Origin of the sequence: Clavibacter sp. B3I6, from assembly GCF_030816895.1 — a bacterium.
Taxonomy (GTDB): Bacteria; Actinomycetota; Actinomycetes; order Actinomycetales; family Microbacteriaceae; genus Clavibacter.
The window spans coordinates 2,801,770-2,815,982 of the sequence record NZ_JAUSYL010000001.1; the positions used below are offsets into that span (position 1 = coordinate 2,801,770).

The window sequence follows — 14,213 nt, forward strand, 5'->3', positions numbered from 1 at the left end:
GACCGCGGCCCGCTGCCGGATCCGTGCACAGGGGCGGGCGGGAGCGGGCGGGCAGGGGCCCGGCGGCGGGATCGGACCTCGCGGAGTCGCGGACGGCCGGCGCCGCCGACGATGCGGCGACCGACCTCTCCGCCCCCGAGGTAGCGGGCGCGCACCGAGTGTCGACTCCACGAGCGAGAGCGCCAGGGGACCACCTCGCGTCCTCGACGTCATCGCGTGGGCGACCACCGGAACGTGCCGGGCACCGTCCACTCCTCCGCCGGCGTCGAACGTCTCCCTGCTCGTGTGATCGCCGCCTCACCTGTCCGCGCTGGGCGGACGGTCCTCTGGTAGTCGAGGAGGCGCAGCGGCGCGTTCGACTCCGACCCGAGGCGCGACCACGCCGCCCCGGAGGCGATGGCGCTGGGAGGGCACTCGCGGCCAGGGCGGCGCTGCCGGACCAGCTCGTCAGGGTTCGAAGGGCTTGAGGTCCCGTTTGAATCCCCACTTCAGGAGGACGCCGAGACGTTGACGTCGCGATGCGAGCGTGCCGCTGGAGCCCACCTGTGCGACCAGGATCCCGACCACCGTGACGAGCGCGAGATCCAGCTGGGTGAGGAGGGATGAGCCGAGCGGGAGGTGGTAGCGCGAGACCCGGATCGCGGCATCGGTCCGAGCCCGCTCGATCAGAGCGGAATGGTGATCCTGGCTCGACGCCGCGTGGTGCGTGATCGGCGCCCCGGGGACTGCTCGGAGCGCATGCCCGAGCTGGCGCGCTCGCACCGACAGATCAGCGTCCTCTCCGTAGAGGAAGAAGCGCTCATCGAACGGCCCGAGGGACAGCAGCAGTTCCCGGCGGGCGTAGAGACCGCCACCGCTCACCTTCTGCACGCGGACGGAGGAGCTGTTGCGCTTGGCCGCCTCGAGATAGCGCCGGTAGCCCCTGCGTCGCAGCAGCCGGCCGGACGACGACCACCAGTGCATGTACGCGTCGACCTGCACCCGGTCGCCGCGCCCGAGCCAACCGCACAGGAGGGAGTCCGGATGCGCAGCTCCTTCATCGACCAATGCGTCGAGCGCGAGGGGCTCGAGCTCGGCATCCGGATTGAGCAGCAGGATGTTGTCGTGCCGTGCCATGCCGATGCCCAGGTTCGCGGCACGGCCGAAGCCGATGTTCCCGTGCCCTGATACCCAGCTGTCGACTTCAGCCCCGAACTGCTGGGCCAGGCGATCGTGCGGACTGTTGTCGACCACGATCACCTCGAGGGGGCGAGCCGACGCCGAACGCGCGCGTCGCAGTGAGCCGAGGCAGGACTCGAGCAGGGCCGGATCGGTGTCGAAGACGACGACGACCGCGGAGACGCTTTCTTCATTCATGTTCGATGAGCCCTTGCAGTTCGAGGAGCAGTGGATTGTCGGCGACGGACACGTCGGGGGTGTCGAGCAGGCCGTCGCGTTCCGGGGAGTCGGCGGCCGCGGCCTGGAGCAGCAGCTCATGGAGGGAGTCGCGGTCATGGAACATCCGGAGCGGACCGGACTCGGCGAGATCCTGGAAGGCAGCCACGTCCGAGGTGATCGCAGCGCGACCACGTGCCCATGCCTCCCACACCACGACCGGATTCAACTCGTAGCGACTCGGGAGGAACAGGAAGTCGACCGCATCGATGAGCTCGAATATGTCGTCGACGTGCCCCCGGTAGTCGACGACGAGCCGGCCCGGCTTCGCGACCAGTCGCTCGACCACCGGCCGAAGAGGACCATCGCCCGCGACCAGCAGTCGGATCGGGATGGGAGACCCGCCCAGGAGGTCCTCGATCCGATCGATGCCCTTCTGGTGGTCGAGGCGTCCCGCGAGGAGGAGTCGCAACTCGCCCAGGGGCCCGGTGCGGGGTGGGACGAGGGGGCGGGCGTACTCCGCGATCAGGTTGGGTGACATCACCCCGGCCTCCGGACGGATCAGCTTCCGTGCTCGGAGCTCACGGAGGCCTCGCGTGGAGGGTGCGGTCACGAGTTCCGCCCGGCTGACCGCACGACGGACGAGCATGTTCTCGAGGAAGCTCAAGCGCCCCTGGGCGTCGACGGAGGGCAGCTGGTGGAAGGAGGCGACCACCTTCAGCGATCGGAGCTGACGAGCAGGGAGCATCCCCAGCACGACGTGGCTTCCTCGCATCAGGGAGAAGACGACGTCGCCCGGCTTCAGGAAGGCTGCGAGCCATCGGCCGGCCTTCCACGCACCGTGGGCGCTCTTGCGTCCGCGGAGCAGATGGACCTCGTGGAACTCCGCCTCGAGGGAGGCCGTGTTCCGGTTGTCGTCGAAGCAGACGACGAGGACGGCGTTCGTCGCCTCGAGACGCCGCATGGTCTCTCGGAGTGCCGCCTGGGCGCCACCGCCCTGGAGCCACGGGACGACGACGACGAGGCGGTGCGCAGCTGGTGCGGACATGGGGTCCTTCCGTCGGTGTTCGGTCATGTCAGAGCGCCCTTCGGTGCGATCCGCTCCGCCCAGCCCAGGCAGATGCCCACCACCAGCCCGAACAGGAGCGCCATGGGCCGCACGTAGAAGACGTCGAAGGCGAGGCCGCTGGCGATGAGCGTGAGGCCCCCCATGGCTGCGCCCACCACGACCGCGTCCGTCGACCTCAGCTTCCGAAGGAGCATGACGAGGATGACGAGCATCAGCAGTGCACCCAGCAGCCCGAAGTCCCAGAGGAGGGTCACGAAGAAGTTGTCGATCGTGCTCAGGTAGTTGCCTCGGTACGCGGACAGGGTCTCCTGGAGGTCGCGCGGACCCCCGCCGATGAGGAGGACGAGCGCATCACCGGAGTTCGCCCACCGACCCAGGTACTCCGTCGCGAGCAGTCGGTTCAAGAGGGATGTGCTTCCGGTGAGGGAGTCGAAGTCCCCGATCCTGCTGCTGCGGAAGTCGCTCCCGAATCGCACGGCGAGCAGGATGCCTCCCGCGATGAGAGCGGGGCTCGCGAGCAGGAGGGGACCGATGAAGTGCACGCCGCGGCGCACGGCGTAGCGGATCAGGAACACCGCCCCGACGACGAGCGCGAGCACCAAGGCCGAACGGGTGCCGGTGAGGGCCAGGGTGACGACGACTCCCACGGAGAGAGCGGCGATCGCTGCCAGACGGCGCCGTGCATCCGCGATGCTCGCCGCGGCGGGGAGCAACGTCGCGAAGAGGAACACGGACGCGAACGCCGCGGGTACCGGTTGGCCCAGGAGGCCGCGCGCCCGGGTTCCGGTGAGCACCGAGAGCTGGTTCGGGAGACCGAAGATCGACGAGGTGACCGGTCCGCCGCCTGCCGCGTCGACGATGACGCTCAGCACGAGGACTCCCGCCAACGTCGAGAGCAGCAGGCGTGCACCTCGCCTGTCGACGACAGCAGCGACTCCGATGCCGATCAGGAAGGGGAGGATGAAGTAGGCGGACCTCCCGGGCTCCGCGCTCGCCAGCGAGGCCGTCGCCACGAGGCCGAGGCTGCTCAGCAGGACCTTCAGGCGCAGCCGTCGATCATGGAGGATGCACAGCGCGCCGAGGACCGCTGTCACGAGGAGGGCGATCTCGTCGACGCGATCCCACGTCGCGGTCAAGCGCACGAAGTCGGCCGGGACGATGCACAGGAGGAAGAACCCGCAGAGCAGGATCGCGCGGACGCCGCTCCAGCGAGGTCGCGCGGGCGCCTCGGGTTCGTGGAGCTGGATCCGTTGTCGCACAGCCCTCTCAGGCAAGGCCGTCACCCCACCGGTCGGTGGCGGTCGAAGCAGGCCAGTCGTTCAACTCGTCGACGCGTCGTCGTATCTCGTCGTCCGGCCACTCCCACCATCGCGACCTGACGATGCCCTCTCCCACCGACTCGCTGCATCGGTAGCTCAGGACACGCGCGGGGGTCCCGCCGACCACTGCGAAGGGAGGGACGTCCCGCGTGACGAGAGCGCCGGCAGCCACGACGGCGCCGTGTCCTATCCGCACGCCCGAGAGGATCGTGACGCCGAACCCGATCCACACGCCGTCGGCCACGGAGATGTCGCCGCGACTCGACGGGAACCCGTCATCTGCCGTCGGCAGGCCGAAGCGCTCTCGGATGGGGAATGTGGTCACGCGGTCCAGGGGATGGTTGCCGCCCAGGACGAAGGTGACCCGCGGGCCGATCGAGCAGAAGGCGCCGATGTCGACCCGTGTCTGGTCTCCCGCGAACGTCAGGAGCTCGGGGGCGCCGTACGTCCCCCGTCCGACCGTGAGGCGGCCGGCTCGCACCAGCGTCTTCATCCGGCTGCCCACGACCTCGCGTCGGAGTCGGTTCACGATGCGTTCAACCAGCATTTTTCGTCCATTTCATGAAACGAGGAGCCCAGAATATGAAGGAGATCGACGTGATGACCATCGCGCTGGCCCAGGTGGCCACCTGCACGAGGGGAGAGCCGGTGACGTTCCCCAGCACGTAGGCGATGCCGCAGAGGACCGCCAACGGAGCGAGGTACGCCAGCTCGACCTCCGGTCGACCCGCCCCCATGGTCAGGAAGCTGGCCGGTATGGTCATGGCGTTCACGGCGTGCGCCACGACCGCCAGGATCGCGAGGGGCGCGATGAAGCTGAGCGGTTCCGGCGTCCGCGCGCTGGCGACGACGAGCGTGATCACCAGGACCGGGAGCGTCGCCAGGGCGCTGAGCGCGGCGAAGAGCCGGCTGTAGCGCTGGTAGAGCGAGTGCAGACGGGTGCGTTCGACGTCGCCGCTCGCCTCGGTGATCAGTCCGGAACCGAACGCCAGGAGCGCGATCTTCGGCATGGTGGCGAAGCGGATGGCGAGGTCGTATGCCGTGAGCGCGGCTGCGCCGGCGAAGAGCCCCAACGACCATCTGTCCAGCTGCGTGACCGTCACACCGAGGATGACCGCGACGCCGCGTGCCGAGGCGAAGCGCCGGACCAGGGGCCACACGGAGGCGCTCGTGTCGGCCCGGAGGTCCGGTCTGGCCAGCAGCACACCCACGACGCTCTGGAGGATGCCCGCGGTCACGATCCCGTACCCCAGCGCGAGGAAGTCGACGCCGGCGAACAAGGCGCCGATGGTCACGACAGCCTGCACGAGAGCACCGCCCAACAGGACGGTCCCCCTGCGTCCGAACTGCCTTCGCCCCAGCGCGACAGCGGCGCTGATCAGGCCGAAGCTCCGCAGCGCGGTTCCGATCCCGACCAGGACGATGAGGACGATGGCGCGAGGGTCTTGAGCATCGACCAGCCCGGCATGGCGAGCGTAGGTCGGCCAGACAGCAGCCGTGATGGCGGTGAGGGCCAGGGGAGGGGCGGTCGTGAGGGCGTAGAGGGTGCCGAGAGCGCCACCGCTCAGCCGCTGTTCGGCGGCGAGCTTCGTGGCGAGGCTCGTCGTGCCGAAGTCGATGAGCAGGAAGATCGTCGTGAGCGTGGCGGCGAGAGCCCAGACGGCGTAGGAGTCGGTGCTCAGGAACAGGATGCCCGCGGCGGGGAGGAGCGCGGTGATGACGCTGCTCAGCAGCGCCGGCAACCCGCCCTTGAAGAGGTTGACGAGGGTCGTGTGACGATCTGACCGCACTAGGAGTTGCGCGCCATGTCTCGCAGGGAGGCCACGAGCCGGGCGCGGGCGTCCCGGAGATGCACCTTCGCGTCCTCGACCGCCGCCCAGTAGTCGGAGGGGTCCTCCGCCAACGCTCTCGCCTGCTCTGCGACGGCATCGACGTCGAAGTGCCGGGCGGAGTGCACGTACGCGCCCAGCCCGAGGTCCTCGAAGGCTCCCCATCCCTTTCGTTCGTAGCTGAGGTGGATGGTCGGGGTCCCCCTGTGGAGGGACTGCAGGCTCCCATGGAGGCGCACGGAGACGACGACGCTCGGGCGATCGGTACCCGACAGCGCGTCCGCGACCGCGGCGTGGCCCGTGCCGAGGCCGAGCCGCTGGTAGTAGGCGGGGTCGTCGTTCCCACGCCCGCTCGACTGCACGAGAGGTCTCGCATCGAGAGCATCCCGCAGAGCCAGGATCGCGGCGTCGTACCGGCTCGACTTCCGTCCCAGCTGCCGGGCGATCAAGCCGAAGCCCTGCCCGGTCGCAGGGCTCCCGTCGCCGAGCTCGCGGGAGAGCAGTGCGAGGTCGGGCATCCGCTCGGCGAGGACCCCGTTCTTGCGCAGGAGCGAGCGCGACAGGTCATCCCGGACGTAGACGTGACGCGCGTTGCGGAGGTCGCGCAGCATCCGGCCGCTCCCGGGGAACGGTCCGATGCTCTGCGGCAGGTAGATGAACGGCGGGGATGCGGGCGATGACGGCAGCTGAGGGAGGTGAGCCAGCGAGGTCTTGACGAAGCCCCGGACGGTGTCGGCGCGCAGGTATCCGCCCCCGACGGCGATGACGAGGTCGGCACGGGCGATCTCGTCCTGGACCGTGGGATGGAGCCTGCCCGCAGCGGCCCGGGCGAGCGCCTTCGCGCTCGCGCCACGGCGACCGTAGAGGGGGTGGAGGGCATCCGGGAACTCCGGGAACGTGTCGGGAGCCAGGGCGACCAGGTCGATCCGCGCACCGGGGAATGCCTCCCGGACGAGTTCCGCGCTCTCGTCGACCAGGAGGCCGTCGCCGGAGTTCGCCCTCGAGTACGCATGGATGAGGACCACCCGCGGGCGTCCGGTCAGCTCGCGGTCTGTCGTCATGCTCGTGTCGGCCCCTCAATTGGTTCGCACCTGATCGGGCATGGCTGAGAAAAGCGCCCCCCTGGGTGGCGGCGTCAACACGCCGCACCCCCGCCCCTGAACGATCATAGGGTCTCCCTGCGGGTGCCTCTCTCCCGCTGCGCGACCGTCCTCGCGCGTGGCACCCGGACGGCACCCCCGTGGACGACGCGACCTCGCACGCACCTCGGCGCGGCATCGCACCGGCCATGACGCCCAGGTGGTCGCCGCGGGACGTGCGGCGGTGCCGGGCGATGGCACGTCGGCCGAGCCCGCGCGACGGGCTCAGCCCCCGCAGAGCCCGTCGCGCACGAAGGCGGCCAGCGCCGTGCGCCGCCGCGCGTGCAGGTCCGCCGCGTCGTCCGTCGTCGCGACCGTCGTGATCGAGACCTGCGCCCAGCTCGCGGCCGTGGCGATGACCAGCGTCCACACGTCGTCGGGGTCGAGGTCCGAGCGGATCCGGCCCGCGGCCTGCGCGTCGACGATGTCGCGTCGGTGCCCCGCGTCGTGGTCCTCGAGGCCGGGGTAGAGGTAGCCGGTGCCGTCGCGCTCGAGGCGCTTCCACATCACCAGGCGGGCGAGCGCGGGATCCGCGAGGTAGTCGTCGTAGAGGCGCGACGCGTAGCCGGGCAGGTCGTCGGCCGTGAAGGGCACGCGGTCGCCGTTCGCGATGACGTGCGCGGCGAAGACGGCGTCGAACAGCCGGTCCTTGGCCCCGAAGTGCGCGTACAGCATCGGCTTGCTCATGCCGGAGGCGGCGGCGATGCGGTCGACGCGCGCGCCCGCGATGCCGCGGACGGCGAACTCCTCCGTCGCGGCATCCAGGATGCGCTGGCGGGTGCGGTCGGCCGACGTGGTCATGCCGCCGACTATACATGGCTACCAACTAGTAGGTAGGTTGAGCGCATGCGCACCACAGCCCTCCTCTCCCCGGCCTCCGGCCAGCCCCTGCGACCGACCGCGATCGACCGCCGCGACCTCCGGCCCGACGACGTCGACATCCGCGTCACGCACTGCGGCGTCTGCCACTCCGACCTCCACGCGCTCGGCCAGCGGGGCCGCGACCACGCCCTCGTGCCCGGCCACGAGTTCGTCGGGGAGGTGGTGGCCGTCGGATCCGCCGTCACGGCCTTCGCGCCCGGCGACCCCGTCGCGGTCGGCAACATCGTGGACTCGTGCGGCGCGTGCCGCATGTGCCGGGCGGGGCACGAGAACATGTGCGTCGAGTTCCCGACGCTCACCTACGCGGGGCGCGACCGTGTCGACGGATCCACGACCCTCGGCGGGTACTCGGGCCGCTACGTGGTCCGCGAGTCGTTCGTCTACCGCCGGCCCGCGTCGCTGGATCCCGCCGCCGTCGCCCCGCTCATGTGCGCGGGCGTCACGGTGTGGGAGCCGATGCGCGCCGCGGGCGTCGGGCCGGGCACGCGCCTCGGCGTGGTCGGCCTCGGCGGGCTCGGCCACCTCGCGGTGCGGCTGGGGCGGGCGCTCGGCGCCGAGGTCACGGTGTTCACGACGACCGCGGCCAAAGGCGCCGACGCCGTGCGCCTGGGCGCGACCCGCGTGGTCGTCTCCACGGACGCCGAGGCGATGGCCGCGGCCGGCTCGAGCCTCGACCTCGTGGTCGACACCGTCTCCGTCGACCACGACCTCGCCCCCTACCTCCGGGTGCTCGACCTCGACGGGACGCTGTGCGTCCTCGGCTTCCTCGGCCCGCTCGGCGTGCAGGCGATGGACCTCCTCACCGCGCGCCGCCGCCTCGCCTCGTCCGGCAGCGCCGGGCGGCCCGCCACGCAGGACCTGCTCGACTTCTGCGGCGAGCACGCAATCACCGCGGACGTGGAGGTCGTGCCGGTGGCCGACGTCGAGGTCGCCTTCGACCGGCTGCGCCGCAACGACGTGCGCTACCGCTTCGTGCTCGACATGGCCGGGATCGACGACGCGGTCTGATCCGCGCCCGCGCGTCAGGCGGCCATGACCGCCGCGACGACCTCCGCCACCGCACGGTCGGCCTCGGCTGCGACCGCGTCCCGGTCGCCCGACTCGGAGTCGTGGACGAACGCGGTGGCGCCGCGGCGCGCGCCGCAGTAGTCGAGGATCCCGTGCCCTACCTGCGTCTCGAACGACGCCAGGTAGCCGTGCCGGGCGAAGGACTCCCGGCTCGTCCCGGAGACGGGCACGAGGTGCACGGTGAGGCGCTGCAGCCGCTTCTCGATGCGTCCGTCGTCGTCGACGCCGAACGCCCAGCCGGCGATGAACGTGCGGTCGATCCAGCCCTTCAGAAGCGCGGGCATCGACCACCACCACACCGGGAAGACGAGCACGACGTGATCCGCCCGGTCGAGCCGCGCCTGCTCGGCGACGACGTCCGCGGGGGCGCCGGCGGCACCCGAGTAGGCGCGCCGGTCGGGCATGCCGGACACCGGGTCGAAGCCCTCCTGGGCGAGGTGCGCGACCGTCGTGCGGTCGGCGCCGAGCGCATCGGCGAGCCGGCGGGCGACGTCGTGGGTGAGGGAGTCGGGATCGGGGTGGGCCGTGACGATGAGCGCGGTCATGCGCCCATCCGACCACGCGTCGCCGAGCGTCCCCTCCGGAGCGCTCGGTGGAGGATCAGCGGAGGGCGCGCGCGTTCCGGCGGTCGAGCCCCCGCGTGGCGGCGCCGAGCGTCAGGTCGATGAGCCACCCGACGAAGCCGGCGATGGGCAGCAGCACGATGACGAGCGACCAGACGACCTTCGCCGTCCTGCTGCGGCTGCGGTCGCGCACGACCTGCACGAGCGCGACGAGGTCGAGGGCGAGCACGATGCCGATGATGATCGTGTGCCAGGCGGTGAGGGATCCCACGGTGTCCTTCCGGATGCGCGGCCGATGAGCTCGGCCTGCCTGCACGCTACGACCCGGTCGCGCCCGGGCGCGTCACCCCCGGGTACGACGCGGGTCGGCCGCCGGGCCCGGGCCCGGGCCCGGGAGCCGGGGCCGGCCCGCCGTCAGTCGAGCTCGGCCGGGGTCTGCTCCGCGAGGAGCGCGCGCGCCGCGATGCCGATGATCGCGCTGTACGTCGGGTACGCGAACCGCACGTGCGCGAGGGTCGCGACGTCGACGCCCGCGGCCATCGCGGTGGTGACCGACTGGATCACCTCGACCGCGTTCTCGCCCACGGCGTGCGCGCCGAGGATGAGCTCGCGGCGGCGGTCGGCGATGAGGAGGAGGAAGCCGGCCTCGCGGTCGTCGATCACCGCGCGGTCGACCGCGGAGAACGGCACGCGCGCGACCACGCACCCGCTGTCGCGCTCGCGGGCCTTCGCCTGGGTGAGGCCGACGCCCGCGTAGTCGGGGTCGGTGAAGCCGCCGGCGGGGAGGAGCTGCAGCGGGATCCGCCGGTTGACGCCGAGCACCGCGTTCTCGGCGGCGGCCTCGCCCTCGGACTGCGCGGCCTGCACGAGCATGTCCTTCCCGTTGGCGTCGCCCACCGCGAGGATGTGCGGCACGCGGGTGCGGAGGTAGCGGTCCACCGGGATCGCGGACCTCGCCACCTCGACGCCCGCGGCCTCGAGCCCCAGGTCCTCGACGTCGGCCGGCCAGCCGGTGGCCATGATGACGGCGTCGAAGCTGGAGGACTGCGGGCGGTCGCCGTCGCGCCAGAGCAGTGTGAGGCTTCCGTCGGCCGAGCGCGTGATGCCCGTCACGGTGTCGATGCCCACGTGCACGCGCACGCCCTGCGCGACGAACGCGTCGGACACGGCCTCGGAGATCGCCGCGTCGGAGGCGGTGAGCACGCGCGGCGCGACGTCGAGCAGCGTGACCTCGGAGCCGAACGAGCGGAACACGGTCACGAGCTGCGCGCCCGTGTTGCCGGCGCCGATCACGGCGAGGCGGCGGGGGATCTCGGGCAGCGCGAGCACGTCCTCGGGGACGGTCGCGAGGTCGGCGCCGGGCACGGGCAGGCGCCGCGAGTGGCCGCCGACGCACACGATGATCGAGCCCGCGGTGATCCGGCGCCCGCTGTCGAGCTGGAGCGTCCGGTCGTCGACGAAGCGCGCCCGGCCCTCGTGGACCAGCTCGACGCCCGCCTCCCGGAACCGCTCGCCCTCGCGCTTGAGGGAGCGCACGCGGTCGACCTGCTGGTGCACGCGCGCGACGATCGACGGCCAGTGCGGCACAGGCGTGCCCACGCCGATCCCGTTCTCGCCCGCGGAGCGCACCTCCCGGACGAGCCGCGCGGTCTTCGCGAGCACGCGCGTGGGCACGCACCCGGTGTTGACGCACGTGCCGCCGACGCGGCCGGCCTCCAGCACGACGACGGATGCGCCGAGCTCGGCGGCGCGGAGGGCGGCGGCGGTGCCCGCGGGTCCGGCGCCGATGACGGCGACGTCGTAGTGGGCCGGGGTGTCGCTGGCGGCGTCGGGCGCGGTGTCCGCTGCGGCGTCGGCGGGATCGGCGTGGTCGGTGCTCTCGGGCATGGCGTCCTCCGGGGTCGGCGCGGCTGCGCGGGCGGCGCCTCGGGTGCGCCTGCTCGTGAGGCTACCGAGCGGATCCGGCCGCGACCCGGGTCCGGAGGCGCCGCGTCATGCCGCGGATGCCGGCCGGCGACCGTCACGGACGACCCTCGCTCCCGCGCCACCCGCCCCGATACAGTGACGAACGCACCCGGAGGCACCACCCGCCGACCACGCGGGTGCGGCATGCCGCGAAGGAGCACCATGACCGACATCCGCAAGGGCCTCGCCGGCGTCGTCGTCGACACGACCTCCGTGAGCAAGGTCGAGCCGGCCACCAACTCCCTCCTCTACCGCGGCTACCCGGTGCAGGAGCTCGCGGCGCACTGCTCCTTCGAGCAGGTGGCGTACCTCCTGTGGCACGGCGAGCTGCCCACCGACGAGGAGCTCGCGCACTTCGAGGCGCAGGAGCGCGCGGAGCGGCAGCCCGACGAGGCCGTGCTGCGGATCGTCGACGCGCTCCCCGTGGACGCGCACCCCATGGACGTCCTCCGCACCGCGGTCAGCGCGATCGGCGCGGCGGATCCGACGCCGGAGGACCACTCCGCGGACGCCGACCTCGAGCGGTCCGTGCGGCTCCTCGCGCAGATCCCCGTCCTCATCGCCTACGACCAGCGCCGCCGGCAGGGCCTCGCCCCCGTCGAGCCGCGCGACGACCTCGGCCTCGCCGAGAACCTCCTCCTCATGGTGCACGGTGACCGGCCCACGGAGGCCGACGCGAAGGCCATGGAGGTCTCGCTGATCCTCTACGCCGAGCACTCCTTCAACGCGTCCACCTTCACGGCGCGCGTCATCACCTCGACCCTCGCCGACCTGCACTCCGCGGTCACGGGCGCGATCGGCGCGCTCAAGGGCCCGCTGCACGGCGGCGCCAACGAGGCCGTGCTCGAGACGCTCGACGAGATCGGGGACGCACCGCGGGTGGACGCCTGGCTCGACGAGGCGCTCGCCGCCAAGCGCAAGGTCATGGGCTTCGGGCACCGCGTCTACCGCGCGGGCGACTCGCGCGTGCCCACCATGAAGGACGCGCTCGACGATCTCGTCGCCGTGCGCGTCGCGGCCGGCGGCCCGGCGGGGGAGTCGGCCACCCGCACCATGGAGCTGTACGACGCGCTCGAGCGCGGCATGGCCGAGCGCACCGGGATCCTGCCGAACCTCGACTACCCGTCGGGCCCGGCGTACGCGCTCCTCGGCTTCGAGACCCGCGCCTTCACGCCGCTGTTCGTGGCCGCGCGCGTCGTCGGCTGGACCGCGCACATCGTCGAGCAGCGGGCCGCGAACTCGCTCATCCGGCCGCTCTCCGAGTACGACGGGCCGGCCGAGCGCCACCTGTCCTGAGCGCGGACGGACCGCCCGGCGCCCCATCCGGAGCCCGCCCCGAGCCGCTGCGCGAGCCCCCGTCACGCGGCCGGGAGCCCTCCCGCCGATCGTTAGGATGGAGCCCATGTCCCGCGGCGAGCCCTTCTACATCACCACGCCGATCTTCTACGTGAACGACGTCCCGCACATCGGGCACGCGTACACGGAGGTCGCCGCCGACGTCCTCGCCCGCTGGCACCGCCAGCGCGGCGACGACACCTGGTTCCTCACGGGCACCGACGAGCACGGGCAGAAGATCCTCCGCACCGCCACGGCGCACGACACGACCCCGCAGGCCTGGGCCGACCGCCTCGTCACCGAGAGCTGGCAGCCGCTGCTGAAGGCCGTCGACATCTCCAACGACGACTTCATCCGCACCACGGACGCCCGCCACGAGGAGAGCGTCAAGATCTTCCTGCAGCGCCTCCACGACGCCGGGTTCATCTACACGGGCGAGTACAAGGGCTACTACTGCGTCGGCTGCGAGGAGTACAAGCAGCCCTCCGACCTCCTCGAGGGCACGGGTCCGTTCGAGGGCCAGCTGGTCTGCGCCATCCACTCCAAGCCCGTCGAGCTGCTGGAGGAGAAGAACTACTTCTTCCGCATGAGCGACTTCGGCGAGCGCCTCCTCGCGTTCTACGAGGAGCGCCCCGACTTCATCCAGCCCGAGAGCGCCCGGAACGAGATCCTGTCGTTCGTGCGCCGGGGCCTCGAGGACCTCTCCATCTCGCGCTCCAGCTTCGACTGGGGCATCCCGATCCCGTGGGACGAGAGCCACGTGGTCTACGTGTGGTTCGAGGCGCTCATGAACTACGTCACGGCCATCGGCTACGGCGTGGACGACGAGCGGTTCCAGCGCCGCTGGCCCGCCACGCACCTCGTCGGCAAGGACATCCTCCGGTTCCACGCGGTCATCTGGCCCGCCATGCTCATGGCCCTCGGCGAGGAGCCGCCCCGCCGCGTCTTCGGCCACGGCTGGCTGCTCGTCGGCGGCGAGAAGATGTCGAAGTCGAAGCTCACGGGCATCGTGCCGCAGACCATCACCGACACCTTCGGCATCGACGCGTTCCGCTACTACTTCATGCGCGCCTTCGCCTTCGGGCAGGACGGCTCCTTCAGCTGGGAGGACCTGAGCGCCCGCTACCAGGCGGAGCTCGCCAACGGCTTCGGCAACCTCTCCTCCCGCGTGATCGCCATGGTCGGCCGGTACTTCGAGGGCCGCGTCCCCGAGGCGCACGAGCTCACCGAGGCCGACGAGCGCGTGCTGTCGGTCGCGCGCGCCGCCGCCTCCACCGCGGACGACGCCATCGAGCGGCTCGCCATCCACGAGGCGCTGGCCGCCGTGTGGACCCTGGTCGACGAGCTCAACGGCTACATCACGAGCCAGGAGCCGTGGGCGCTGGCGAAGAAGGACGCGGACCGCGCGCGCCTCGAGACCGTGCTGCACACGGCGGTCCGCGGCCTCGGCACGCTCGCCGTGCTGCTCGCGCCCGTGCTGCCCGGCGCCACCGCCAAGCTCTGGACCGCCCTCGGCGGCGACGGCACGGTGGGCCAGCAGCGCATCGACCTCGCCGACGAGTGGACCGGATCCGGCGTCGTCACCCCGCTCGAGGCGCCGCTGTTCCCGCGCATCGAGCAGGAGCCCACCGCCGCCACCGCGTGACGTCCCGGGTGCCGCGCCCCGCCGG

13 protein-coding genes are annotated in these 14,213 nt (G+C 71.9%); 3 read left to right on the top strand and 10 right to left on the bottom strand.

What is annotated here, in order from left to right:
- Window positions 1-447 precede the first annotated feature (447 nt).
- The 7 genes from QFZ62_RS13600 to QFZ62_RS13630 form a co-directional block, all read right to left on the bottom strand.
- Window positions 448-1,356, bottom strand: coding sequence for a glycosyltransferase family 2 protein (locus tag QFZ62_RS13600; protein WP_307506700.1), 909 nt, complete (start codon window positions 1,354-1,356; stop codon window positions 448-450).
- Window positions 1,349-2,449, bottom strand: coding sequence for a glycosyltransferase (locus tag QFZ62_RS13605; RefSeq protein WP_307506702.1), 1,101 nt, complete (start codon window positions 2,447-2,449; stop codon window positions 1,349-1,351). Before QFZ62_RS13605 ends, QFZ62_RS13600 begins: the two co-directional genes overlap by 8 nt.
- Window positions 2,446-3,702: a hypothetical protein gene (locus QFZ62_RS13610; RefSeq protein ID WP_307506704.1), complete on the bottom strand. Its 1,257-nt coding sequence runs from the start codon at window positions 3,700-3,702 to the stop codon at window positions 2,446-2,448. Before QFZ62_RS13610 ends, QFZ62_RS13605 begins: the two co-directional genes overlap by 4 nt.
- Before the next feature lie 7 nt (window positions 3,703-3,709).
- Window positions 3,710-4,309: a CatB-related O-acetyltransferase gene (locus tag QFZ62_RS13615; protein WP_307506706.1), complete on the bottom strand. Its 600-nt coding sequence runs from the start codon at window positions 4,307-4,309 to the stop codon at window positions 3,710-3,712.
- The gene (locus tag QFZ62_RS13620) at window positions 4,299-5,552 is read right to left on the bottom strand and encodes a lipopolysaccharide biosynthesis protein (RefSeq protein ID WP_307506708.1); all 1,254 of its coding nucleotides are present in this window, start codon (window positions 5,550-5,552) and stop codon (window positions 4,299-4,301) included. Before QFZ62_RS13620 ends, QFZ62_RS13615 begins: the two co-directional genes overlap by 11 nt.
- A complete protein-coding gene (locus QFZ62_RS13625) occupies window positions 5,552-6,652 on the bottom strand; it encodes a polysaccharide pyruvyl transferase family protein (protein WP_307506710.1) in 1,101 nt (366 codons plus the stop codon). Before QFZ62_RS13625 ends, QFZ62_RS13620 begins: the two co-directional genes overlap by 1 nt.
- 303 nt (window positions 6,653-6,955) lie before the next feature.
- Window positions 6,956-7,531, bottom strand: a complete 576-nt coding sequence (locus tag QFZ62_RS13630) for a TetR family transcriptional regulator (protein WP_307506712.1) — start codon at window positions 7,529-7,531, stop codon at window positions 6,956-6,958.
- Between the two features lie 45 nt (window positions 7,532-7,576).
- Here QFZ62_RS13630 and QFZ62_RS13635 point away from each other — a divergent pair, with 45 nt between their 5' ends.
- A complete protein-coding gene (locus tag QFZ62_RS13635) occupies window positions 7,577-8,620 on the top strand; it encodes an NAD(P)-dependent alcohol dehydrogenase (RefSeq protein ID WP_307506714.1) in 1,044 nt (347 codons plus the stop codon).
- Between the two features lie 14 nt (window positions 8,621-8,634).
- Here the strand turns inward: QFZ62_RS13635 and QFZ62_RS13640 are convergent, their stop codons facing one another.
- The 3 genes from QFZ62_RS13640 to QFZ62_RS13650 form a co-directional block, all read right to left on the bottom strand.
- The gene (locus tag QFZ62_RS13640) at window positions 8,635-9,225 is read right to left on the bottom strand and encodes an NAD(P)H-dependent oxidoreductase (RefSeq protein ID WP_307506716.1); all 591 of its coding nucleotides are present in this window, start codon (window positions 9,223-9,225) and stop codon (window positions 8,635-8,637) included.
- 55 nt (window positions 9,226-9,280) lie between these two features.
- The gene (locus QFZ62_RS13645) at window positions 9,281-9,514 is read right to left on the bottom strand and encodes a PLD nuclease N-terminal domain-containing protein (RefSeq protein ID WP_307506718.1); all 234 of its coding nucleotides are present in this window, start codon (window positions 9,512-9,514) and stop codon (window positions 9,281-9,283) included.
- Window positions 9,515-9,657: 143 nt separating this feature from the next.
- Window positions 9,658-11,130, bottom strand: a complete 1,473-nt coding sequence (locus tag QFZ62_RS13650) for an NAD(P)/FAD-dependent oxidoreductase (protein ID WP_307506720.1) — start codon at window positions 11,128-11,130, stop codon at window positions 9,658-9,660.
- 240 nt (window positions 11,131-11,370) lie between these two features.
- Between QFZ62_RS13650 and QFZ62_RS13655 the strand changes: the two genes are divergently transcribed.
- Entirely contained in the window at window positions 11,371-12,504 is a 1,134-nt protein-coding gene (locus QFZ62_RS13655) for a bifunctional 2-methylcitrate synthase/citrate synthase (RefSeq protein WP_307506722.1), read from the top strand.
- A 106-nt stretch (window positions 12,505-12,610) separates the two neighbouring features.
- On the top strand, window positions 12,611-14,188 hold the full coding sequence (gene metG / locus QFZ62_RS13660; protein WP_307506724.1) for a methionine--tRNA ligase: 1,578 nt from the start codon (window positions 12,611-12,613) through the stop codon (window positions 14,186-14,188).
- The last annotated feature ends 25 nt before the right edge of the window (window positions 14,189-14,213 follow it).